The 23,133-nt window shown below is 61.1% G+C and carries 22 protein-coding genes and 1 other RNA gene; 11 read left to right on the top strand and 12 right to left on the bottom strand.

Annotated elements, in window-relative coordinates; genetic code table 11:
* Positions 1 to 142 precede the first annotated feature (142 nt).
* Positions 143 to 550 (top strand): flagellar basal body-associated protein FliL, encoded by a 408-nt coding sequence (locus AACY02_RS01445; RefSeq protein WP_221730796.1) that lies wholly within the window; start codon positions 143 to 145, stop codon positions 548 to 550.
* A gap of 19 nt (positions 551 to 569) precedes the next feature.
* On the opposite strand, the gene AACY02_RS01440 is transcribed toward AACY02_RS01445, so the two are convergent.
* The 4 genes from AACY02_RS01440 to AACY02_RS01425 all read right to left on the bottom strand — a co-directional run bounded on the left by AACY02_RS01440 (position 570) and on the right by AACY02_RS01425 (position 5,945).
* Positions 570 to 1,688 (bottom strand): ABC transporter permease, encoded by a 1,119-nt coding sequence (locus AACY02_RS01440; RefSeq protein ID WP_339430441.1) that lies wholly within the window; start codon positions 1,686 to 1,688, stop codon positions 570 to 572.
* On the bottom strand, positions 1,688 to 4,411 hold the full coding sequence (rbbA, locus tag AACY02_RS01435) for a ribosome-associated ATPase/putative transporter RbbA (protein ID WP_339430440.1): 2,724 nt from the start codon (positions 4,409 to 4,411) through the stop codon (positions 1,688 to 1,690). The genes AACY02_RS01440 and rbbA overlap by 1 nt, the downstream gene beginning before the upstream one ends.
* Positions 4,408 to 5,373 carry an HlyD family secretion protein gene (locus AACY02_RS01430; protein ID WP_339430439.1) on the bottom strand — a complete coding sequence of 322 codons (966 nt, stop codon included), beginning with the start codon at positions 5,371 to 5,373 and terminating at the stop codon, positions 4,408 to 4,410. Before AACY02_RS01430 ends, rbbA begins: the two co-directional genes overlap by 4 nt.
* A gap of 122 nt (positions 5,374 to 5,495) precedes the next feature.
* A complete protein-coding gene (locus AACY02_RS01425) occupies positions 5,496 to 5,945 on the bottom strand; it encodes an EVE domain-containing protein (protein ID WP_339430438.1) in 450 nt (149 codons plus the stop codon).
* A gap of 197 nt (positions 5,946 to 6,142) precedes the next feature.
* Between AACY02_RS01425 and AACY02_RS01420 the strand changes: the two genes are divergently transcribed.
* Complete coding sequence (locus AACY02_RS01420; RefSeq protein ID WP_339430437.1) at positions 6,143 to 6,298, top strand: hypothetical protein; 156 nt, start codon at positions 6,143 to 6,145, stop codon at positions 6,296 to 6,298.
* A 34-nt stretch (positions 6,299 to 6,332) separates the two neighbouring features.
* On the opposite strand, the gene AACY02_RS01415 is transcribed toward AACY02_RS01420, so the two are convergent.
* From AACY02_RS01415 to AACY02_RS01400, 4 genes are all read right to left on the bottom strand, one after another.
* Positions 6,333 to 6,938: a 5-formyltetrahydrofolate cyclo-ligase gene (locus AACY02_RS01415; protein WP_339430436.1), complete on the bottom strand. Its 606-nt coding sequence runs from the start codon at positions 6,936 to 6,938 to the stop codon at positions 6,333 to 6,335.
* Positions 6,939 to 7,017: 79 nt separating this feature from the next.
* Positions 7,018 to 7,196: non-coding RNA, 6S RNA (gene ssrS, locus AACY02_RS01410), on the bottom strand.
* 30 nt (positions 7,197 to 7,226) lie between these two features.
* Positions 7,227 to 7,544, bottom strand: coding sequence for a cell division protein ZapA (locus AACY02_RS01405; protein WP_339430435.1), 318 nt, complete (start codon positions 7,542 to 7,544; stop codon positions 7,227 to 7,229).
* Complete coding sequence (locus AACY02_RS01400) at positions 7,541 to 7,750, bottom strand: TIGR02449 family protein (protein WP_221730788.1); 210 nt, start codon at positions 7,748 to 7,750, stop codon at positions 7,541 to 7,543. Before AACY02_RS01400 ends, AACY02_RS01405 begins: the two co-directional genes overlap by 4 nt.
* A 129-nt stretch (positions 7,751 to 7,879) precedes the next feature.
* Between AACY02_RS01400 and AACY02_RS01395 the strand changes: the two genes are divergently transcribed.
* The 8 genes from AACY02_RS01395 to gcvH all read left to right on the top strand — a co-directional run bounded on the left by AACY02_RS01395 (position 7,880) and on the right by gcvH (position 16,939).
* Positions 7,880 to 8,440 carry a YecA/YgfB family protein gene (locus AACY02_RS01395; RefSeq protein ID WP_221730787.1) on the top strand — a complete coding sequence of 187 codons (561 nt, stop codon included), beginning with the start codon at positions 7,880 to 7,882 and terminating at the stop codon, positions 8,438 to 8,440.
* Positions 8,441 to 8,467: 27 nt separating this feature from the next.
* Positions 8,468 to 9,802, top strand: a complete 1,335-nt coding sequence (pepP, locus tag AACY02_RS01390) for a Xaa-Pro aminopeptidase (RefSeq protein WP_339430434.1) — start codon at positions 8,468 to 8,470, stop codon at positions 9,800 to 9,802.
* Positions 9,799 to 10,986: a 2-octaprenyl-6-methoxyphenyl hydroxylase gene (gene ubiH / locus AACY02_RS01385; RefSeq protein WP_339430433.1), complete on the top strand. Its 1,188-nt coding sequence runs from the start codon at positions 9,799 to 9,801 to the stop codon at positions 10,984 to 10,986. The genes pepP and ubiH overlap by 4 nt, the downstream gene beginning before the upstream one ends.
* A gap of 109 nt (positions 10,987 to 11,095) precedes the next feature.
* A complete protein-coding gene (locus tag AACY02_RS01380; RefSeq protein WP_339430501.1) occupies positions 11,096 to 12,313 on the top strand; it encodes a 2-octaprenyl-3-methyl-6-methoxy-1,4-benzoquinol hydroxylase in 1,218 nt (405 codons plus the stop codon).
* 176 nt (positions 12,314 to 12,489) lie between these two features.
* Complete coding sequence (locus tag AACY02_RS01375; protein ID WP_339430432.1) at positions 12,490 to 13,494, top strand: extracellular solute-binding protein; 1,005 nt, start codon at positions 12,490 to 12,492, stop codon at positions 13,492 to 13,494.
* Positions 13,495 to 13,651: 157 nt separating this feature from the next.
* Positions 13,652 to 15,268 (top strand): ABC transporter permease, encoded by a 1,617-nt coding sequence (locus AACY02_RS01370; protein WP_339430431.1) that lies wholly within the window; start codon positions 13,652 to 13,654, stop codon positions 15,266 to 15,268.
* A gap of 156 nt (positions 15,269 to 15,424) precedes the next feature.
* Positions 15,425 to 16,507, top strand: a complete 1,083-nt coding sequence (gcvT, locus tag AACY02_RS01365; protein ID WP_339430430.1) for a glycine cleavage system aminomethyltransferase GcvT — start codon at positions 15,425 to 15,427, stop codon at positions 16,505 to 16,507.
* A 48-nt stretch (positions 16,508 to 16,555) separates the two neighbouring features.
* Positions 16,556 to 16,939 carry a glycine cleavage system protein GcvH gene (gene gcvH, locus AACY02_RS01360; RefSeq protein ID WP_339430429.1) on the top strand — a complete coding sequence of 128 codons (384 nt, stop codon included), beginning with the start codon at positions 16,556 to 16,558 and terminating at the stop codon, positions 16,937 to 16,939.
* Between the two features lie 54 nt (positions 16,940 to 16,993).
* Here gcvH and AACY02_RS01355 read toward each other — a convergent pair whose 3' ends face one another.
* The gene (locus AACY02_RS01355; RefSeq protein WP_339430428.1) at positions 16,994 to 18,136 is read right to left on the bottom strand and encodes a DegT/DnrJ/EryC1/StrS family aminotransferase; all 1,143 of its coding nucleotides are present in this window, start codon (positions 18,134 to 18,136) and stop codon (positions 16,994 to 16,996) included.
* A gap of 158 nt (positions 18,137 to 18,294) precedes the next feature.
* Between AACY02_RS01355 and gcvP the strand changes: the two genes are divergently transcribed.
* Positions 18,295 to 21,168 (top strand): aminomethyl-transferring glycine dehydrogenase, encoded by a 2,874-nt coding sequence (gcvP, locus tag AACY02_RS01350; protein ID WP_339430427.1) that lies wholly within the window; start codon positions 18,295 to 18,297, stop codon positions 21,166 to 21,168.
* A 182-nt stretch (positions 21,169 to 21,350) separates the two neighbouring features.
* Here gcvP and AACY02_RS01345 read toward each other — a convergent pair whose 3' ends face one another.
* The 3 genes from AACY02_RS01345 to AACY02_RS01335 form a co-directional block, all read right to left on the bottom strand.
* The gene (locus tag AACY02_RS01345) at positions 21,351 to 21,671 is read right to left on the bottom strand and encodes a DUF2388 domain-containing protein (RefSeq protein WP_169843014.1); all 321 of its coding nucleotides are present in this window, start codon (positions 21,669 to 21,671) and stop codon (positions 21,351 to 21,353) included.
* A 66-nt stretch (positions 21,672 to 21,737) separates the two neighbouring features.
* Positions 21,738 to 22,181, bottom strand: coding sequence for an NfeD family protein (locus AACY02_RS01340; protein WP_339430426.1), 444 nt, complete (start codon positions 22,179 to 22,181; stop codon positions 21,738 to 21,740).
* Between the two features lie 3 nt (positions 22,182 to 22,184).
* Positions 22,185 to 23,105, bottom strand: coding sequence for an SPFH domain-containing protein (locus tag AACY02_RS01335; RefSeq protein ID WP_339430425.1), 921 nt, complete (start codon positions 23,103 to 23,105; stop codon positions 22,185 to 22,187).
* Positions 23,106 to 23,133 lie beyond the last annotated feature (28 nt).

Here is a 23,133-nt window from a genome sequence, read left to right as displayed (position 1 = left end):
TTCCTTTGGGAGTGATGGCCGATAAGTGTAGGTGTGTCAGTCAACGGGTCAACGAGCATACCCGGCCCTGATAGTCAGCCATAAGCTTGTGCTTGCGCGGCGGGCCGTTATGCTAGGCCGCAAACCGGATAAGGAGCGAATTGTGAAAGCGTGGATCATGTTGTTGCTGGCCCTGTCTCTGCCTGTGGCAGCGCTGGCCGAAGAAGCCAAAGAAGGCGAGGCGCCGAAGGTCAATTACATCACCCTGAGCCCGCCGTTCGTGGGCAACTACGGGTTGGACGGCACGCCAAAACTGAAGGTCTACAAGGCCGACGTGGCGCTGCGCGTAACGGGTGAAGAGGCGACCAAACTGGTCAAGGCCAATGAGCCGCTGATCCGCAATCAACTGGTGGCGCTGTTCGCCCAGCAAACCACCGAGGCGATGGGCAGCATCGATGGCAAGGAAAAACTGCGTCAGGAAGCGCTGAAGCAGACTCAGCAAGTGATGAATGACGAGACCGGTAAACCGGTGGTTGAGGATCTGTTGTTCAATAACCTGATCATTCAGTAAACCATCGCCTCGCCGCTGTTCAAGACGCCAGGCTCTTGCGGAATCGCAGCAGGGCAATGACGAAGAACAGCAGGCCGATGGCCGTCAGCGCCAGCAAGTCCGGCCAGACCACGCTCAGCCCGGCGTCGCGAAACAGTATCGCGGCGCTGAGGCTGACAAAGTGCGTGGACGGCGAGCCCTGCATGACCCACTGCAACCACTGCGGCATGCTGTCCAGCGGCGTGCTGCCGCCCGACAGCAGCAACATCGGGATGATCACCGGAATGGCCAGCAGGCCGAACTGTGGCGTCGAGCGCGCCAGCGTTGCCAGGAAGATGCCCAGCGCGGTACTGGCAAACAGATAAACCGCAGTCACCAGCAAAAACAGGCTCATCGAGCCCGACAAAGGCACGCCCAGTGCCCCTTTGACGACCACCTCCAGCGACAGCCAGGTGCACAGCACCACCACCAGCAGGTTGCTCCATATTTTCGCCAGCATGATTTCCATCGCCGTCAGCGGCAGCACCAGCAAGTGGTCGAGGGTGCCGTGTTCGCGTTCGCGCAGCAGTGCCGTGCCGGTCAGGATGATGGCCAGAATGGTGATGTTGTTGACGATCTGGATCACCGCCAGAAACCAGCCACCCTCAAGATTGGTGTTGAACAGGGCGCGACTGACCAGTTTCACCGGGGCTTTGGCCGCGGCCTCGCTCTGCCCGCCATAGGCCTGCAGTTCACGCTGGAATATCCGGCTGATGTAGCCGGCGCCCATGAACGCCTGGCTCATGGCCGTGGCGTCGACATTGACTTGAATGGCCGGTTGGCGTCCGGCGAGCAGATCGGTCTGAAAGCGCGCCGGGATGTTGATGACGAACGTGTACTGGCCGCTGTCCATGACCGGGTCCAGTTGCGCATAGGGCAGCAGCTCCGGTGTCTGGAACTCCGGCGGTTGCAACGCCTGAGCCAGTTGGCGCGAAAGGGCGCTGTGGTCTTCGTCGACGATGGCCACGCTGGCGTTGTGTACGCCGATCACCGAGCCGGCGGCGGGCATGTAGATCGCCACGGTGAAGGCGTAGAACAGGAACAGCAGCAACACGCTGTCGTGGCGCAGACTGGTCAGCTCTTTGAGTCCCAGGCGCAGGATGTGCGCAAACTTGTGCATCAAACCTCCTGCTTCTTCAGCATGACCAGGCTCAGGCCGGTGAACCCGACAAAGAATCCGAACAAGGCCAGGCATTGCGGCCAGAGCTGGCGCAGATTCAGCGCTTTGGTAAACGTGCCCACCGCGATGTCGAGGAAATGGCCGGCCGGAAACAGCATCCCCATGACCGCCGCCGCCCCTTCAAGCGAAGAGCGCGGCACGATCAGCCCGGAAAACTGGATGGTCGGCAGGCTGGTGATGATCATGGTGCCGAGGATCGCGGCGATTTGCGTGCGGGTGAAGGCCGAGATCAGCAGGCCCATGCTGGTGGTCGCCAACACGTACAGCAAACCACCGAACGCCAGGGTCAGCAGGCTGCCCTTGAACGGCACGCCGAACAGCCAGCGGTTCATCGCCACCAGCACGGCGAGGTTGACCAGACTGATCAGCAGATACGGTGCCTGTTTGCCCAACAGAAATTCCAGACGGGTCAGGGGCGTGGCGTAGAAGTTGGTGATCGACCCCAGCTCTTTCTCACGCACGATACCCAGCGCGGTCAGCATGGCCGGAATGAACGCCAGGATCAGCGCCATGACCCCGGGGCCGATGGCATTGACGCTGACCACATCCTGGTTATAGCGAAAGCGGGTTTGCAGGCTGGCGGCCGGCGGGCGGCTTAACGCCGGACTGCTCTGTTCGGCCAGTTGTTGAAGATTGGCCAGATGCACGGCTTCGACGTAGTTGCGGCTGGTTTCGGCGCGAAACGGCATGCCGCCATCCAGCCACGCCGCCACTTCGGGCTGGCGTCCGGCGTAGAGATCACGGCCGAAGCCGGGCGGGATCTCCAGCGCCAGTTTGATTTCCGAGCGTTGCAATCGTCGATGCAGCGCTTGAGCGTCTTGAATGGCCGGCTGTTCCTTGAAGTAGCGCGAGCCGCGAAAGGCTTCCAGATAGGCCCGGCTCTGCGGCGTTTGATCCTGGTCGTAAACGGCGAACGCGAGGTTTTCGACGTCCAGGGAGATCCCGTAGCCGAAAATCACCATCATGAAAATCGCCCCCGCCAGCGCAAACACCATGCGTACCTTGTCGCGCAGCAATTCCTTGCCTTCGCGACGGGCCACCGCCAACAAGCGACCGAGGCTCAAACCTTGCTGCTTGACCGGCTCAGTCGCGGCCGCTGGCGCCATTGGCGGTTCGGCTGCGGGGTGCGATTCGGCCTTGCCCTGGGCCTGTTCCAGGCAGGTCACGAAGGCCGCTTCCAGCGTGTCGCCGGCGAACTGACGTTGCAGCGCGGCCGGCGTGTCGCAAGCCAATACTTTGCCCGCGTGCATCAGTGAGATGCGGTCGCAGCGCTGGGCTTCGTTCATGAAGTGGGTCGACAGGAAAATCGTCACGCCTTGATCGCGGGACAACTCGATCAGCAAACGCCAGAAGTCGTCGCGTGCTGCGGGGTCGACGCCTGAGGTCGGCTCATCGAGGATCAGCACTTCCGGGTGATGCAACACCGCCACCGCCAGCGAAAGGCGTTGCCGCAGCCCCAGAGGCAACGCGCCGGACGGCTGGTCAGCGACGTCGAGCAGATTGAAGCGCTGGATCAGCCCGTCAATGCGCTGCGCACTCTCGGTTTTGGGCAAGTCGAACAACCGGGCGTGCAGGTCGAGGTTCTGCCGCACACTGAGTTCGCCGTACAGCGAAAAGCTCTGGGACATGAACCCGACCCGCTTGCGCGTGCCCAGATCCTTGGCGTTCACCGGGTTGCCCAGCAACGTCGCGCTGCCTTCGCTGGCCGGCATCAGCCCGGTCAGGACTTTCATGGTGGTGGTCTTGCCGCAGCCGTTGGAGCCGAGAAAGCCGAAAATCTCGCCGCGACCGATGGCGAAGCTGACGTGATCCACTGCCGTGAAGTCGCCGAAACGCAGGGTCAGGTCATGGGCTTCGATGGCGATGTCGGTGTTGCCCTCGGCGCGGGGCGCAATCACCAGCGGCTGAGCATCGTGATCGCTGTCACCCTGAAAATGCGTAAAGGCGTCATCGAGTTTGCCACTCGGGGTCACGGCTGCCAGTTCATGGCTCAGCCCGGTGGCGATCAACTTGCCGCCATCGAGCATCAGGCACTGTTCGAACTGTTCGGCTTCTTCCATGTAGGCCGTGGCCACCAGCAGGGTCAATTGCGGGCGCTGGCGTCGCACATCGTCGATCAGCTCCCAAAAGCGCCGGCGCGAGAGTGGATCGACGCCGGTGGTCGGCTCATCGAGGATCAGCAGATCCGGTTCATGAATCAGCGCGCAGCACAGCCCCAGCTTCTGCTTCATGCCGCCGGACAACTTGCCGGCCGGGCGATCGGCGAACTTCAGCAGATCCGTGGCGAGCAGCAGGTTGTGCATGCGTTGCTCGCTTTCGGCATTCGACAGGCCAAAGAGTGTGGCAAAGAACTGAATGTTCTCGGTGATCGACAGTTCGGGATACAAGTTGCCGCCCAGCCCCTGAGGCATGAAGGCGATGCGGGCATAGAGCGTGTTGCGATGGTGGCGATCCTGAATCGGGCCGCCCAGGACGTCCAGTTGGCCTTGTTGCAGGGCTTTCACGCCGGCGATCAGTCCCAGCAGACTAGATTTGCCCGCGCCATCAGGGCCGATCAGCCCGCAACGGGTGCCGACCGGCAGGCTGAAGGCAATGTCGCTCAACGCCTGCTGTTTACCGTAGCGGTGGACGATACCGGTCGCCTGAACCGCGCAGTTGCTCATTGCAAATTGGCCGGCCAGGCAATCGGCGCGGTGCGCACATAGCCGGCACCGGGCATGCCGGGTTTGGCCTGCGGCACGGCGCTGGGTTGCACCAGTTGCAGCTTGACGCGGAACACCAGTTTTTGCCGCTCGTCGCGGGTCTCGACCTCTTTTGGGGTGAACTGCGATTTGGCGGCAACGAAGCTGATTGTCGCGGGCAACGGCTTGTCTGGCAGGGCATCGAGCAGGACGCGCGCTTCATCGCCCACCGCCAGGCGCCCAGCCACGGAGGCTGACAGGTAAAGATTCATGTATTGGTCGTTAGGGTCGATCAACAACAACACCCGACCGCCAGCCCCCAGCACCTCGCCGGGCTCGGCCATGCGCAACTGGATCACTCCGTCGATGGGCGCGCGCAAGCTGCTGTCATCGATCTCACTGGTCAGTTGCGCCACTTGCGCCTGCGCCGCCCCGATCGCCGCCCCCACCGCAGACACTTGGGCCCGGGCTGCGTTGACGGCGGCGTTACCGGTGCCGATGCGTGATTGCAACTGATCGATGACCTGGGCGCTGACGTAACCGTGCTTGAACAGCGATTGGGATCGGCCAATCTCTTGCTGGGCCAGCAGCAACTCACTCTGGCGTAATTGCACATTGGCCTGCGCGGCGTTGAGGTTTTCCCGGGCGCGCAAGACTTCGGCTTCGGCCTGGTTGCGCTCGGCCTCGAGGGTGCGGGTGTCCATGCGGGCGAGCAATTGCCCTTTGCTGACCTTGTCGCCTTCATCGACCAGCACCTCGGCCAGGCGGCCGGGCGTCTTGCTGGCGATCTGCACCTCGGTGGCTTCCAGTCGTCCATTGCCCAGCGAAAGGCCTTCGGGCAGGCGGTTGCTCACCGAAAGCCAGTAACCGAAGCCACCCGCTCCCGCCAGCAGAACCAGGAGAGCCCCGGCGTATATGAGTGAAGATCGGCTGTGCGTTGACATGAGGGCATCCTGCGGCTATTGCGTCCAGTCTGACGGTTCAAGCGACGGCGTCGCTTGATGTCAATCAAATGAGCGCCAAGCCTAGCCCTTTTTGCAGGTAAAAAACGGTGACCGAAGAGTTATCAGCGTAATCCGAGTACCGCTGCCCATTGCTGGGCTGTGACGGGCATGACTGAAAGGCGACTGCCTTTTTGCACGAGTGGCATTTCGGCCAGCGCGGTCTGCTGCTTGAGGTAGTCCAGCTTCAAGACCCGGGCAAATGTTTCGACATGGGCGACATCAATCGCGCTCCAGGCGTTTTTCTCTGGTGTGGCCTTCGCGTCGAAGTAATGACTCTGCGGCTCCAGAGCCGTCGGATCGGGGTAGGCCGCTTGAATGATTTTGCCAATCCCGGCAATGCCCGGCTCAGGGCAACTGGAATGGTAGAAAAAGAACTCATCGCCCACTGCCATCGCCCGCAGGAAGTTGCGCGCCTGATAGTTGCGCACACCGTCCCAGCGCGCTTTGCCGAGTGTCTCCAGGCCTTTGATTGAGAGTTCGTCGGGCTCGGATTTCATCAGCCAATAGGCCATGTGTTTTTCTCCTGGCGGAATGGGTGGGCAAGTTGTCGGGCAATTTTATGACAAACCGACGGTCGGTTGACGTCAGCGTTTGCGCACAGGTTCACGTTGCCGCAAAATGCCGGCCTTTAAAGCTTGACGCTGCTGCACGGCCTACGAACGGAAACCGCTGCTGTCATCGTGATGAGGTGCCTTGAGGGGGGCAATCGATGAAACGCAAACCGGATTTGCTATGGACTTTGGTTATTTTGTTTGGCTTGGGCGTCGTGACCACCGGTTACGCGCAGAGCCTGTGGACCAACAAGACCGACGCACCAATCGAAGTCGCGCAACAGGTTCAACAGTCGACCGCGTTCAAACGCTGAACTGTCTTTTCGACGCCGCTGATCTGCGCGGCGTCTATCGCGCGAAATACCACGCCTTATCGGTGACCGTGCCTTGCAACGGTACATCCCAGCTCGCCTGCGCCAATCGTTCGACTTTCTGACATTCATGGGCAAGCCCCAGCAGCGTCGGCTTGCGCCAGTTCTTGCGCCGCGCCAGATACGCGAGGCTGCGATCATAGAAGCCGCCGCCCATTCCCAGTCGACCACCGACGTCGTCGAATCCCACCAGCGGCAATAACACCAGATCCAGTGTCCAGATCTTGCGCTGGCGAGCCAGATTGGCGCGCGGCTCGAGAATGCGGAAGCGATTGGGTTTGAGTTTTTCGCCGGGACGGATGCGCTGGAAAACCATTTTGGTGCGTGGCCAGGCGCTGAGCACCGGCAGGTAGGTAGCCTTGCCCCGGCGCTGCGCTTCACGTAGCAGCATGCGTGGGTCGATTTCACCGTCGGTGGGCAGGTACAGGGAAATGTGTTTTGCCCGGCGAAAATGCGGGTCTTGCGCCAGTTGCCGGAACAGCCCCTTGGCGGCCTGGCGTTGTTCGCCCGGTGTCAGTGAACGGCGTGCCTTGCGCAGCAGGCGGCGGAGTTGCGGGCGGGGCAGTAGCGCGGGTTCGGTCATGGTTCGGCTTCGGCAGGTTGGACGAAAACGTACGCATAAAAAATCCGATGTCGGCATTCACCGACATCGGATTCGAATCAGGCTCCCCGGATGAACCGCTGTCAACTTAGCCCTTGAACCCGAAAGTTCAAGGTGGAAGATGCAGTAGACTTTAAGGCTTTCCGTCTGGCGGACATGCACACCAGCCCAACGTGCAACTTCCAGGGTAGTGCGAATCGGCTCAGGGACATCGTCAACTGGCAAGCACCCCAGGGAGTGCGGCGAGTATACCTCAAGCGGCCTGGCGAATCAGCCTTTGCTGACGTCCGGATCTTCGGCCAGCACCAGATCGACACGATCGAGCAAGTCGCGTACCTGTTCACGGGTCGAGCCGCTGGCCTGAATATCCGGGCGCTCTTCTTTGTGCAAGAGATCGTGGGTGATGTTCAGCGCAGCCATCACGGCAATGCGGTCGGCACCGATGACTTTGCCGCTGCTGCGGATCTCGCGCATTTTGCCGTCCAGGTAGCGTGCGGCACTGACCAGATTGCTGCGTTCTTCCTGCGGGCAGATGATCGAATACTCTTTGTCGAGGATCTGCACGGTAACGCTATTGCTTGAACTCATGAGTCTTGCTCCAGGGCCTTGAGGCGCGAAATCATCGATTCGACCTTACGCCGGGCGATTTCGTTTTTTTCAATGAGGTGAGCGCGTTCCTCGCGCCAGGTCTTTTCCTGAGCAAGTAAGAGTGTATTTTGACTCTTTAGTTGCTCGACTCGGGTAATCAGTCTTTCGAGTCTGGCCATCAGCGCTTGCAGGTCGGTGTCTTCCATTGGGGTTCACTGAGTTCGTGTCTGACGGGAGGTGACAGCCGGACAGCCTTTAATAGTCTTGGCGAGTCTGTCGATGTAGGATACAAGGCCTTCATTCTAGACATAGCGCCGTCTGGCGCCTAGCTGCCCATGACCATTGCCAATTCCCCGTACCAAGCTTTTGCCACCCTGCTGACTGCCAGCGGCCACAACGTCTCGCCTGCCGAACTGCATGGCCTGCTGCTCGGACGCAGTTGCGCCGGTGCCGGCTTCAATGCCGAAGAGTGGCTGATCGATGCCGCCGAACTGCTGGAAAGCGAGCCCCAGGACAACGTCCGCAACGCCCTGATCGGCCTGCAAGAGATGGTCAAGGGTGAGTTGACCGGCGACGACGTGACGGTCGTTCTGCTGCTGCCAACCGACGATGCCCCACTCGCTGACCGCGCTGCTGCACTGGGCCAATGGTGCCAGGGTTTCCTCAGCGGTTTCGGCCTCAACTGCCGCGACAGCAGCATGCTCAGCACTGAAGCCACCGAAGTGCTGCAGGATCTGGCAGCGATTTCCCAGGTGCAAGATGCCCTGGAAGAATCCGAAGACGGCGAGACCGACTACATGGAAGTCATGGAGTATCTGCGCGTCGCGCCGCTGCTGCTGTTCTCGGAAACCAAGAAAGCCGATGTGCCGCCAGCCGCCAAGCCGTCGCTGCATTAATCGCGATCCAGGGAAGACCATCTGCCCATGACCCATATCCCGAAAGCGGAATACAGCCGTCGCCGCAAGGCCCTGATGGCGCAGATGGAACCCAACAGCATCGCGATCCTGCCCGCCGCCGCAGTTGCCATCCGCAACCGCGACGTCGAGCACGTCTACCGTCAGGACAGCGATTTCCAATACCTCAGCGGGTTTCCCGAACCTCAGGCCGTGATCGTCCTGATGCCCGGCCGCGAGCATGGCGAATACCTGCTGTTCTGCCGTGAGCGCAACGCCGAACGCGAATTGTGGGACGGCTTGCGCGCCGGTCAGGAAGGCGCGATCCGCGACTTCGGTGCCGACGACGCTTTCCCGATCACCGACATCGACGACATCCTGCCGGGCCTGATCGAAGGCCGCGACCGGGTGTATTCGGCGATGGGCAGCAACCCTGAATTCGATCGGCACCTGATGGACTGGATCAACGTGATCCGCTCCAAGGCGCACCTCGGCGCCCAGCCGCCGAACGAATTCGTTGCTTTGGATCATCTACTGCACGACATGCGCCTGTATAAATCGGCGGCAGAAGTGAAGGTGATGCGCGAAGCGGCACGAATCTCGGCCCAGGCGCACATTCGCGCGATGCAGGCCAGCCGCGCCGGGCTCTACGAGTACAGCCTCGAAGCCGAACTGGATTACGAATTTCGCAAGGGCGGGGCGAAGATGCCGGCCTACGGTTCGATCGTCGCCGCCGGACGCAACAGCTGCATCCTGCATTACCAGCAGAATGACGCGTTGCTCAAGGATGGCGATCTGGTGCTGATCGACGCCGGTTGCGAGATCGACTGCTATGCCAGCGACATCACCCGCACCTGGCCGGTCAACGGCAAGTTTTCGCCCGAGCAGAAAGCGATTTACGAACTGGTGCTGGCCTCCCAGGAAGCCGCCTTCGCCGAAATCGCCCCGAACAAGCACTGGAATCAGGCACACGAAGCCACGGTTCGGGTGATCACTACAGGTCTGGTGAAACTGGGTTTGCTGCAGGGCGAGGTTGACGAGTTGATCGCCAGCCAAGCCTATAAAGCCTTTTACATGCACCGCGCCGGCCACTGGCTGGGCATGGATGTGCACGACGTTGGCGAGTACAAGGTCGGCGGTGAATGGCGCGTGCTGGAAGTCGGCATGGCGCTGACCGTGGAGCCGGGCATCTACATCGCCCCGGACAATCAGAACGTAGCGAAGAAATGGCGTGGCATTGGCGTACGCATCGAGGACGACGTGGTAGTGACCAAGAGTGGCTGTGAAATCCTGACCCGCGGCGTACCGAAAACCGTCGCCGACATCGAAGCGCTGATGGCGCAAGCACGGACACACGCAGCATGAGTCGAGTCAATCTGGCAATCATCGGTGGCGGCCTGGTCGGTGCCAGTCTGGCATTGGCCCTGCAGGCCGGAGCCAAGGCCCGCGGCTGGAAAATTGTCCTGATCGAGCCGTTCGCCCCCGGCGACAGTTGGCAGCCAAGCTATGACGCGCGCTCGTCGGCGCTGTCCTTCGGCTCAAGACAGATTTATCAACGGCTGGGCGTTTGGCAGGAAATCTCCCGCCGCGCCGAGCCGATCAAACAGATTCATGTGTCTGACCGTGGGCGCTTCTCCACCGCGCGTTTGTCGGCGATGGAAGAGGGCGTGCCAGCGCTCGGGTACGTGGTGGAAAACGCCTGGCTCGGCCAGTGCCTGTGGCAGCACATAGATAAAGAAGTGATCAGTTGGCGCTGCCCGGCTGAAGTCACGCGGATGGAGCCGCTGCCCGACGGCTATCGCCTGACCCTCAACGATGAAACCACCCTTGAATGCGACCTCGCGGTGTTGGCCGATGGCGGTCGCTCGGGCCTGCGCGAGCAATTGGGCATCAACGTGCGCAAGCGTCCGTACAACCAGAGCGCGCTGATCGCCAACATCACTCCGAGCGAAGCGCATAACGGCATGGCCTTCGAGCGCTTCACCGACGAAGGCCCTATGGCACTGCTGCCGCTGCCGGAAAACCGCTGCGCACTGGTCTGGACTCGTCTGGGCATGGATGCGCAACGGCTGGCCGACCTGAGCGAGCGCGACTTCCTCAGTGAGTTGCAGGGCGTGTTCGGCTATCGCCTCGGCACCTTGAAGCAGGTCGGTGCACGACATTTGTATCCGCTGTCGCTGGTGGAGGCCGAAGAGCAGGTGCGCTCGCATCTGGCCGTGCTTGGCAACGCTGCGCACAGCCTGCATCCCATTGCCGGGCAAGGCTTCAACCTGTCATTGCGTGATGCCGATGCCCTGGCTTGCGCCTTGCTCGGCAGTGACCAACCGCTGGGCGACTTCGCCACGTTACAGGCGTACCGCGAGCGCCAGCGTCTGGATCAAGACCTGACGGTGGGTTTCTCCGATCAGGTCACGCGTTTGTTCGGCAGTTCCCAGCCTTTGGTGTCGTTAGGCCGCAACATCGGTTTGCTCGGCCTTGATCTGCTGCCCCCGGCCAAGCGCTGGTTTGCCCGTCAGGCTATGGGTTTGGGAACGCGTCCGGATGCTTGAGCGGCTGGCCGGCACTTTCACTTTCAGGATCGCGCCGCCAACTGGCGTGGTCGGTAAAACCCTTTACGTGCGGCTCAAGCCGCAAGCGAGACAGGCTTAAAGCATGGAAATGCGCGCAGATCTGCTGATTGTCGGAGCCGGAATGGTCGGCAGCGCTTTGGCGCTGGCGTTGCAGGACAGCGGGCTGGAAGTCCTGCTGCTCGACGGCAGCCCGCTGAGCGTCAAACCCTTCGATGCCGACGCGGCATTTGAACCGCGGGTGAGTGCGCTATCGGCCGCCAGCCAGCGAATTCTCGAACGCCTTGGCGTGTGGGACGGCATCGCCAAACGACGCAGCAGCCCTTACACCGACATGCATGTCTGGGACGGCAGCGGCACCGGGCAGATCCATTTTTCGGCGAGCAGCGTGCATGCCGATGTGCTTGGCCATATCGTCGAAAACCGCGTAGTGCAGGATGCCTTGCTCGACCGCTTGCATGACTGCGACCTGGGCATGTTGGCCAACGCCCGACTGGAGCAGATGCGCCGCTCGGGTGACGATTGGTTGCTGACCCTGGCCGATGGCCGTCAATTGCGCGCGCCGTTGGTGATCGCGGCCGATGGTGCCAACTCGGCGGTGCGCCGCCTGACAGGCGTGGCCACTCGCGAGTGGGATTACCTGCATCACGCCATCGTCACCAGCGTGCGCAGCAGCCAACCGCATCAGATGACCGCATGGCAGCGCTTTACCGATCACGGGCCGCTGGCGTTTCTGCCGCTGGAGCGTGACGGGCAGCAGGATTGGTGCTCGATCGTGTGGTCGACCACGCCAAGTGAGGCCGAGCGTCTGATGGCGTTGGATCAGACAGATTTCTGCCGCGAGCTGGAACGCGCCTTTGAAGGTCGACTTGGCGACGTGATCAGTGCTGATCCACGCTTGTGCGTGCCGCTGCGTCAGCGTCACGCCAAGCGTTATGTGGCCGAAGGCCTGGCGCTGATCGGCGATGCCGCACACACCATTCACCCGTTGGCCGGGCAAGGCGTGAACCTGGGCTTTCTTGATGCGGCGGTGCTGGCTGAAGTCCTGTTGCAAGCGGCGGAGCGCGGCGAGCGTCTGGCCGATGTGAAAGTGCTGAGCCGTTACGAGCGTCGGCGCATGCCACACAATCTGGCGCTGATGGCGGCGATGGAAGGCTTTGAACGGTTGTTCCAGGCCGATCCGTTGCCGGTGCGCTGGTTGCGCAATGCCGGGTTGAAGCTGGTTGAACAGATGCCGGAGGCCAAGGCGCTGTTTGTACGTGAGGCCCTCGGCCTGACCGGTGATCTTCCGGCCCTCGCCAAGCCCTGAGATTTTCATTGAGGCTACTGCCCCCTTCGCGAGCTTGCTCGCGAAGGGGGCAGAACCGACAGCACAAGTTACAGGCTGCGCAACATCTGGTAACTCCTTGGGAAAGTGTTCGATTGAGAACCTAAATGTGAGTCCTTATCATTTGGCCCACCTTTTCCGACCGAGAGATCACTCCCATGTTGGCACCCAAGCGTCTTCTGACCGCACTGGCCTTGACCCTGATCGGCACCGCCACCGCCCAGGCCGCCGACGAGGTAGTGGTTTACTCCTCGCGTATCGATGAACTGATCAAACCGGTATTCGATGCCTACACCGCCAAGACCGGGGTGAAGATCAAGTTCATCACCGACAAGGAAGCGCCGCTGATGCAGCGCATCAAGGCCGAAGGCGAAAACGCCACCGCCGACCTGTTGCTGACCGTCGATGCCGGCAACCTCTGGCAGGCCGAGCAAATGGGCATTCTCCAGCCGTTCACTTCCAAAGCCATCGATGCCAACATTCCCGCCCAATACCGCTCGTCCACCCATGCCTGGACCGGCCTGAGCCTGCGTGCGCGGACCATCGCCTATTCCACCAAACGGGTGAAACCGGGCGAACTGACCACCTACGAAGCGCTGGCCGACAAAAACTGGGAAGGCCGCCTGTGCCTGCGCACCGCGAAGAAGGTCTATAACCAGTCGCTGACCGCCACCATGATCGAAGTCCATGGCGCAACGAAGACCGAAGAAATCCTCAAGGGCTGGGTCAACAACCTGTCCACCGACGTCTTCTCCGACGACGTCGCGGTGCTCGAAGCGATCAACGCCGGGCAATGCGATGCTGGCATCGTCAACACTTACTACTACGGCCGTCTGCACAAGCAGAAGCCGGATCTGGCGGTAAAACTGTTCTGGCCGAATCAGGCCGATCGCGGCGTACACGTCAACCTGTCGGGCATCGGTCTGACCCAGCATGCGCCGCACCCTGAGGCGGCCAAGGCGCTGGTCGAGTGGATGACCACCCCTGAGGCTCAGAAGATCTTTGCCGACGTGAACCAGGAGTTCCCGGCCAACCCGGCGGTGGCGCCGTCCGAAGAAGTGGCAGCCTGGGGCAAGTTCGTGGCTGACACCTTGCCGGTGGAAGTGGCAGGCAAGCGCCAGGCTGAAGCGATTCGGTTGATGGATCGTGCCGGCTGGAACTGAGTCTGTTGCTTGCTCACCGTTGATCGTGCCCACGCTCCGGGTGGAACGCAGCCCCCGACGCTGCGCGTCGATTTGCTGAAACCCTGACGCGGAACCTCATAAGATGTGTGCCCACGCAGAGCGTGGGCACAATCATTTAGCCCTCAGAGAGCCAAAAGTGGCCCACCCCGTCCAACGCCGCTGGTATCCCATCGTCTTCGCCATTGCTGCGCTGGTGCTGTTGCCCCTGAGCGTGTTGCTGCTCTCATGGCAGAGCATCGACCAGCAGATCTGGTCGCACCTGTGGCAAACCCAGATGCCGCGCCTGCTGGGCAACACCCTGACGCTGGTGCTGGGCGTCGGTGTCGGGGTGACGCTGCTCGGCGTCAGCCTCGCCTGGCTCACCAGCCTGTGCGAATTCCCAGGGCGACGCTGGCTGGACTGGGCGCTGATGTTGCCGTTCGCCATCCCGGCCTACGTGCTGGCGTTTGTCTTTGTCGGCCTGCTTGATTTCGCCGGCCCCGTGCAAACCCTGCTGCGCGAGTGGTTCGGTTCGGGCCTGCGGCTTCCGCGGGTGCGTTCCACCGGCGGGGTGATTGTGGTGCTGGTGCTGGTTTTCTATCCCTACGTTTACCTGTTGGCGCGCACTGCGTTCCTCGCGCAGGGCAAAGGGCTGATGGAAGCGGCGCGGGTGCTTGGCCAATCACCGTGGCAAGCGTTCTGGCGCGTGGCGTTGCCGATGGCGCGTCCGGCCATCGGTGCCGGCGTGGCACTGGCGCTGATGGAAACCCTCGCCGATTTTGGCGCGGTGTCGGTGTTCAACTTCGACACCTTCACCACCGCCATTTACAAAACCTGGTACGGCTTCTTCAGCCTGTCGAGCGCTGCGCAACTGGCCAGCCTGTTGTTGTTGGTGGTGATGCTGGTGCTGTATGGCGAGCGCCGCGCGCGAGGGGCCAACCGGGCGGGCAACGAGCGGCCGCGGGTCAAGGCGTTGTATCACTTGCGTGGGTTGAAGGCGTTCGCGGCAATGAGTTGGTGTGGACTGGTTTTCGCCTGCGCGTTCGTCATTCCGCTGTTGCAACTGATCGTCTGGTTCTGGCAGCGCGGACGCTTCGATCTGGATGAGCGCTACGTCGGACTGATCATTCACACCCTGTACCTGGGGGGGATGGCGGCGTTGATGACCGTCAGCGTTGCGTTGCTGCTGGCCTTCGCCCGGCGTCTGGCACCCACTCGGGCGATTCGTTCCGGGGTGAGTCTGGCCAACCTCGGTTACGCCTTGCCGGGGTCGGTGCTGGCGGTATCGATCATGTTGGCGTTCAGTTATCTGGACCGGGAAATGGTGATTCCGCTCTCCGGCTGGCTCGGTGGCGCAGGCAAACCGTTGTTGCTCGGCAGTCTGGCAGCGTTGCTGATGGCGTATCTGGTGCGGTTTATCGCTGTGGCCTATGGCCCGTTGGAAAACAGCCTGGCGCGTATACGGCCCTCTTTGCCCGAAGCGGCACGTAGCCTGGGTGTCAGTGGGCCACGACTGTTTTTCAAAGTGTATCTGCCGTTGTTGTTGCCCGGGACGCTGAGCGCGGCGTTGCTGGTGTTCGTCGATGTGCTCAAGGAAATGCCCGCGACCCTGCTGATGCGCCCGTTTGGCTGGGATACGCTGGCTGTGCGGATCTTCGAGATGACCAGTGAAGGAGAGTGGGCAAGGGCGTCATTACCGGCGTTGACCCTGGTTCTGGTCGGGTTGTTGCCGGTCATTGGCCTGATCAGACGTTCTGCACACAGAAACACTTAGTCGTCAGTCCTGAATCATGCGGCTACAATGCGCGGCATTCGGTGCGGATCGTCTGACAGACCCGTTCGCTGAAATCGGCTGAAAGCCTTCTATTTCAAGGCTTGAGCGCCGTGCAGCGGCTGTCCGCACCTTCGCCACGCCCGGAAGGAGAAACCCATGGGACAGCGTACGCCTCTGTATGACCTGCATCTCGCCCTCGGCGCGAAGATGGTCGATTTTGGCGGTTGGGACATGCCACTGCATTACGGCTCGCAGGTCGAGGAGCATCACGAAGTGCGCCGCGATTGCGGGGTGTTCGATGTGTCCCACATGACCGTTATCGACGTTGATGGTCCTCAGGCCAAGGCCTGGCTCCAGCATTTGCTGGCCAACGATGTCGAACGCCTGCACCGCCCCGGCCGTGCGTTGTACAGCACCATGCTCAACGAGCGTGGCGGCATCGTCGACGACATGATCGTCTATCGCCTCGACGACGGTTATCGCCTGGTGGTCAACGCCTCCACCCGCGATCAGGATCTGGCCTGGATGCAGGCGCAACTGGACGGGTTCGACGTGCAATTGCACGAACGTTCAGAGCTGGCGATGCTCGCCATTCAAGGCCCGCAAGCCCGACACAAGATTGCCGAACTGGTGACCCAGTCCCGCGCCACGCTGATCCAGCACCTCAAACCTTTCGAAGCTTACGCTGACGGCGACTGGTTCATTGCGCGCACCGGTTACACCGGTGAGGACGGTCTGGAAATCGCCCTGCCAGCGGATCAGGCGCCAGCGTTTTTCAACGATCTGGTCGGCGCCGGCATTTCTCCGATCGGCCTGGGCGCCCGCGACACTTTGCGTGTTGAAGCCGGGATGAACCTCTACGGTCAGGACATTCACCAAGACGTTTCGCCACTGGCCTCGAACATGGCCTGGAGCATTGCCTGGGAACCGGCATCGCGTCAGTTCATTGGCCGCGCGGCGCTTGAGGCGGAAAGAGCCGCTGGCATTGCGCAAAAACTGGTCGGCCTGGTGCTGGAAGAACGCGGTGTTTTGCGCGCTCATCAAGTGGTTCGTATCGCCGATGTTGGCGAAGGGGAGATCACCAGTGGTAGTTTCTCTCCTACGCTAAGCAAATCGATTGCCCTGGCGCGTGTTCCGATGGCCACCGCCGATCGCGCCGAAGTGGAAATCCGTGGCAAGTGGTATCCGGTTCGCGTGGTCAAACCGACCTTCGTGCGCCATGGCAAAACTTTGATCTAACCTTTTCCGGCGGGCACGACCGCTGACAATTTCCTGAGGACACCGAGCATGAGCAATATCCCCGCTGAACTGCGTTTTGCCGAAAGTCATGAGTGGGCGCGTCTGGAAGCTGACGGCACCGTTACCGTGGGCATCAGCGATCACGCGCAGGAAGCGCTGGGCGACGTGGTGTTCGTTGAGCTGACCGACGTGGGCAAAGTGTTTGCGGCTGAAGATCAGGCCGGTGTGGTCGAATCGGTGAAAGCGGCTTCCGACATCTACGCCCCGATCAGCGGTGAAGTGATTGCCGTCAACGAAGAGCTGAGCGGCTCGCCGGAACTGCTCAACTCCGATCCGTATGGCGCGTGGATCTTCAAGCTCAAGCCAAGCGACACCGCTGATCTGGAAAAACTGCTCGATGCAGCGGCCTACAAGGCTGTCATCGGCGAGTAAACCAAACGCAATACCCAAAGCCCCGATCCGTCGGGGCTTTTTGGTGGGCGATCGTCAGGCGCCGCCCAACACGGCTTTCACTGCCGCCACCGAGCGCTCGACATCTTCCATGGTCATGGTGGTGAACATCGGCAGCGACACAATCAGTCGCCCGACCCGCTCGGCCACAGGTAGCGTTCCTTCCTTGAAGCCGCGCTCGCGGTACAGGCTCAGCAAGTGGATCGGCGGGTAGTGATAGCCGATGCCAATGCCACGCGCCTGCATCTGCTCCATGAACGTGGCCCGCGCCGGCAAGCCATCCTGGCGCTCCGGCAATACCAACTGAAACAGGTGCCAGTTGCTGTTCTCGAAATCCGCGGGCGGTAATTGCGCGCCATAGGTGGTTTCGAAATCCTCGCCGAAGCATTTGAAATAGTGTCGGGCCAGTTCACGTCGATGGGCGGTCAACGCCTCGATATGGGCGAATTGACCAAGGCCGATGGCGGCGGCGATGTCGGTCATGTTGAATTTGCCACCGAGCACGTCGACGTCCAGACCGTCGAAACCATGGCGGGTCACGCCCTGCAAGCGGTACTTCTGCGCCAGCCGTGCTTCCTCGGGCGTGTTCAGCACCAGGCAACCGCCCTCGGAGCAGGTCACGTTCTTGTTCGCCTGAAAGCTGAACGACACGAAGTCGCCGGTTGCGCCAATGCGCTGGCCATTCCAGCTCGAACCCAGGGCCTGAGCCGCGTCTTCGACAATGCGCAGATTGTGTTTGGCGGCGATGGCGTACAGGCGATCCATGTCCACTGGCAAACCGGCCAGATACACCGCAATCACCGCTTTGGTACGCGGTGTAATGGCGGCTTCGAGTTGATCCAGGTCGATGTTGCGGGTTATCGGGTCGATGTCGGCAAACACAGGCGTGGCGCCGACTTCAAGGATCACATTGGCCGTGGCCACCCAGGAAATCGGTGTGGTGATCACCTCGTCGCCCGGGCCGATGCCGGCAATGCGCAAGGCGATTTCCATGGTACAGGTGCCGGAGTTGAACGTGCGCACCGGGCGCCCGCCAAAGTATTGCGAGAGCTGCGCTTCAAAGGCCTGAACTTTCGGCCCGCTGGTAATCCAGCCGGAGCGCAGCACGTCGCCTACAGCGGCAATCGTTGCTTCATCGATAACGGGTTTGGAAAACGGCAGGAATGGCAGTTGGCTCATGGGGCGTCGATCATCCGCTGGTTGGATGCCTGAGGCAGGCGCGCCACAGCATGGCCCGAAACCGCCGTCGGCGCCAAGCCGTGCGCGTCGATATCGACTGCTATGCTGGTTTGACCGTGTTGCATTGACGCCGAGCGCCAGCCAAGAGAGAGCCCGTCATGTCCCAGTTGCCGTCCCTGAGCCAGTTACGTGATCCCGATGCCTTCCTGCGCCGTCACTTGGGCCCCGATGCCGCCGAGCAGCAGGCGATGCTCGACAGCCTGGGGCTCGGCAGTCGGATCGAACTGATCGAGCAAACCGTGCCGCCGTCGATCCGCTTCAATCGTGCGCTGGATTTGCCGCCAGCCCTCGATGAGCAAGCGGCACTGGCCAGGTTGCGCGGTTATGCCGAGCAAAATCAGGTCTGGACCAGCCTGATCGGCATGGGTTACCACGGCACCCTCACGCCGACCGTCATCCTGCGCAACGTGCTGGAAAATCCCGGCTGGTACACCGCGTACACGCCCTATCAACCGGAGATCGCCCAAGGCCGGCTCGAAGCGCTGCTGAATTTCCAGCAACTGACCATCGACCTCACCGGCCTCGAACTGGCCAATGCCTCGCTGCTCGACGAAGCCACGGCGGCAGCGGAAGCCATGGCGTTGGCCAAGCGCGTGGCGAAGTCCAAGAGCAATCTGTTTTTCGTCGACGAAAACTGTCATCCACAAACCCTTTCCGTTGTGCAGACCCGCGCCGAGGGCTTCGGTTTTGAAGTGATCGTCGACGCTGTGGATAACTTGAAGCAGCACCAAGTGTTTGGTGCGCTGCTGCAATACCCCGACACGCACGGCGAGATCCGTGATCTGCGGCCGTTGATCGATCACCTGCATGCGCAACAGGCACTGGCCTGTGTCGCCACCGATTTACTGAGTTTGCTGTTGCTGACGCCGCCGGGTGAACTGGGCGCGGATGTGGTGTTCGGCTCATCCCAGCGCTTTGGCGTGCCTATGGGGTACGGCGGCCCGCACGCCGCGTTTTTTGCCAGTCGCGAGGCATACAAACGGGCCATTCCCGGGCGGATCATCGGGGTGTCGAAAGACGCCCGGGGCAACGTGGCGTTGCGCATGGCCCTGCAAACCCGCGAACAACATATCCGCCGCGAGAAGGCCAACTCGAATATCTGCACCGCGCAGGTTCTCCTGGCCAACATCGCCAGTTTCTATGCGGTCTATCACGGGCCGGAAGGTTTGAAACGGATCGCCCAGCGCGTGCATCGATTGACCTGCGTTCTTGCTGCCGGTCTTGAGCGCCACGGCATCAGCCGGGTCAACGAGCATTTTTTCGACACGCTGACGCTGGAGGTGGGCGGTGCGCAAACCGCGATCATCGAAAGTGCTCAGGCTGCGCAGATCAACCTGAGAATTCTTGGCCGTGGCCGAGTCGGTCTGAGCCTCGATGAAACCTGTGACGAACGGACCGTCGGCAAACTCTTCGATGTGCTGCTCGGTGCCGATCATGGGCTGATCGTTGACGATCTTGACGCTGAAGTGCTGCTTTCCGGCATACCCGTTCCGCTCCAGCGCAACACGCCTTACCTGCGTCATCCGGTGTTCAACGCCCATCACAGCGAAACCGAGATGCTGCGTTACCTCAAGCAATTGGAGAACAAGGATCTGGCGCTCAACCAGTCGATGATCCCGCTGGGCTCCTGCACCATGAAGCTCAACGCCACCAGCGAGATGATCCCGATCACCTGGTCACAGTTCGCCCACCTGCATCCGTTTGCGCCGCGAGAACAGGCGGTCGGTTACACCTTGATGATCGAGGAGCTGGAGCGCTGGTTGTGCGCGATCACCGGGTTCGATGCAATCTGCATGCAGCCCAACTCCGGGGCTCAGGGCGAGTACGCCGGGCTGCTGGCGATCCGCAAGTATCACGAGAGTCGTCAACAGGGCGCGCGGGATATCTGCCTGATTCCGTCCTCGGCCCACGGCACTAACCCGGCCTCGGCGCAGATGGCCGGAATGCGCGTGGTGATCGTCGAGTGTGATGACGCGGGTAACGTTGATCTGGAGGACTTGAAGGCCAAAGCCGCCGAGGCGGGGAATAAGCTGTCGTGCCTGATGGCGACCTATCCGTCGACCCACGGCGTGTACGAGGAGGGCATCAGCGAGATTTGCGAGGTTATCCACCAGCACGGCGGTCAGGTGTACATGGATGGCGCCAACCTGAATGCGCAGGTTGGACTGACGCGGCCAGCAGACATCGGCGCCGATGTCTCGCACATGAACTTGCACAAGACCTTTTGCATTCCCCATGGCGGTGGCGGGCCGGGTATGGGGCCGATCGGCATTCGCGCGCACTTGGCGCCGTTCGTCGCCAATCATCCGGTGGTGCCGATTGACGGGCCAATGGCGCAGAACGGCGCCGTGAGCGCGGCGCCGTGGGGCAGTGCGAGCATTCTGCCCATCAGTTGGATGTACATCGCGATGATGGGGCCGCAACTGGCGGACGCCAGCGAGGTGGCGATTCTGGCGGCGAATTATCTGGCCCAGCATTTATCCGGTGCTTTTCCGGTGCTGTACACCGGACGCAACGGTCGGGTAGCCCATGAATGCATTCTCGATCTGCGGCCACTCAAAGCGCAGACCGGTATCAGCGAGGAAGACGTCGCCAAGCGTTTGATGGACTACGGCTTCCATGCGCCGACCATGTCGTTCCCGGTGCCGGGTACGTTGATGGTTGAACCGACCGAGAGTGAATCCAAGGCTGAACTGGACCGCTTCATCGGCGCGATGCTGAGCATCCGCGCCGAAATCAACGAAGTGCAAAATGGCAACTGGCCGGCCGAAGACAATCCGCTCAAGCATGCGCCGCACACGTTGGCGGATGTCACCGGGGTGTGGGAACGGCCCTATAGCATCGAGCAGGGCATCACCCCGGATGCCCATACCAAAGCGCACAAGTATTGGCCGGCGGTGAATCGGGTGGACAACGTTTACGGGGATCGCAACCTGTTTTGTGCCTGCGTACCGGTGGACGACTACCGCTGAACTGACGGTTGAACCGGATCCACTGTGGGCTGGCTCGCGAAAGCGCTGTGTCAGTCAGTAGAGATATTGGCTGGGTTGACGCCTTCGCGAGCCAGCCTGCTCCCACAGGGTTCTATGGTGAATGTGAAATAGCGAGCAAAAAAATGCCGCCCAATCGAGCGGCATTTTTGTGGGCGAAAGGCTTATTCGGAAGCCACGGCGTTCTTCGCCAGAATCGCATTCGCCAATTCCATGTCCGTCGCTTGCAGGCCCGGGTTGTCGGCGCGGACTTTCTGCATCGCTGCTTCCAGATACGGACCGCGAATGCCGCCGTCACTGGCAACGAAACTGCCGGCATCGTCCTGTGCCGCGACGATCAATTTGTGATCCTTGAAGGTCAGGTAAGTCGAACCGGTGGTGGCACCGGACGAAATGACGTTACGCCAAAAGCTGTCCGCCATGGCCGAACCAACGGGAAGGGACAGCAAGGCCAGCGTGGCGACAGCAAGTTTGAGACGCATGATGAGGTGACTCCTGGGGGTTAACTACGGCGTTGGATCGTCATTTTCCCGATCCGGTTCCGTACGCAATCATTCGGCATGCTCAACCAACAAAATCGCGCCTTGTTGCCCGGTCACGCGAACACGCTCGCCAACCGGTGTATCAGGCCCTCTGGCGATCCACACGCCATCAGCAACCTTGATCTTGCCGTGACCGTCGGCAATCGCTTCGCTGACCACGAACACGTTGCCGATCAATTCCTGCCCCCGCAGGTTCAGGAGTGGTTGATCACTGCGACGCACCGCGGTGCGTTGGCGTCGCCACCAATACAGCGCGGTCAGGATCGAAAACAGCGCAAACAGCACCAGCTGGATTTCCCACGGCAGCGTCGGCAAGACAAACGTTGTGACCCCGACAGCGGCAGCCGCCATGCCGATCCACAACAGATAGCCGCCAGCCCCGAACACTTCGAGGATCAGGAACACCGTGCCCAGCCCCAGCCAACTCCAGAAGGTGAACAGTTCGGTCGGCATGACTCAGACCTTCTTGCCGTCAAAAGTCGCTTTGACAATTTCGGTAATCCCACCCACCGCGCCGATCATCGAACTGGCTTCCAGTGGCATGAGGATGACTTTGCTGTTGTTGGCCGAGGCCAGTTTGCCCAGTGCGTCGATGTATTTTTGCGCGACGAAATAGTTGACCGCTTGTACGTTGCCGCCGGCGATGGCTTCGGACACCACTTTGGTCGCCTGGGCTTCGGCTTCGGCCTGGCGCTCGCGGGCTTCGGATTCAAGAAACGCGGCCTGACGGCTACCTTCGGCTTCCAGAATCTGTGCCTGCTTCTTGCCCTCTGCGGTGAGGATCGCCGAGGCTCGCAGGCCCTCGGCTTCGAGGATCTGCGCACGTTTGATACGTTCGGCTTTCATTTGTCCGGACATGGCAGCCATCAGGTCAGCGGGCGGGCTGATGTCCTTTATTTCGATCCGGGTGATTTTGATGCCCCAGGGGGCGGTGGCTTCGTCGACGGTGCGCAGCAGCCGTTCGTTGATGTTGTCACGCTGGCTGAGCATGGCGTCCAGCTCCATGGAACCGAGCACAGTGCGGATGTTGGTCTGCAGCAAATTGCGAATGGCGTGTTCGAGGTTGTTCACCTCGTAGGCGGCCTGGGCCGTGTTGACCACCTGGAAGAAACACACGGCGTCGATCTGCACCGTGGCGTTGTCGGAGGTGATGACTTCCTGAGGAGGGATGTCCAGCACGCTTTCCATCACGTTGATCTTGCGACCGATACGATCCATCACCGGAATGATGATGTTCAGGCCAGGTTTGAGGGTGTTGGTGTAGCGCCCGAAGCGCTCGACCGTCCACTCGAAACCCTGGGGCACGACTTTGAAACCCATGAACAGAATGGCGATTGCCAGGGCCACAAACAGTAAAAGCACACTTCCGGTCTGCATAACGATTCCTTGTTGGATGGATCAATGG

The sequence above is a fragment of the Pseudomonas sp. EA_65y_Pfl2_P78 genome, assembly GCF_963970495.1.
In the GTDB taxonomy this organism is placed as follows: Bacteria; Pseudomonadota; Gammaproteobacteria; order Pseudomonadales; family Pseudomonadaceae; genus Aquipseudomonas; species Aquipseudomonas baetica_A.
This window is presented reverse-complemented; position numbering and strand designations above follow the sequence as displayed.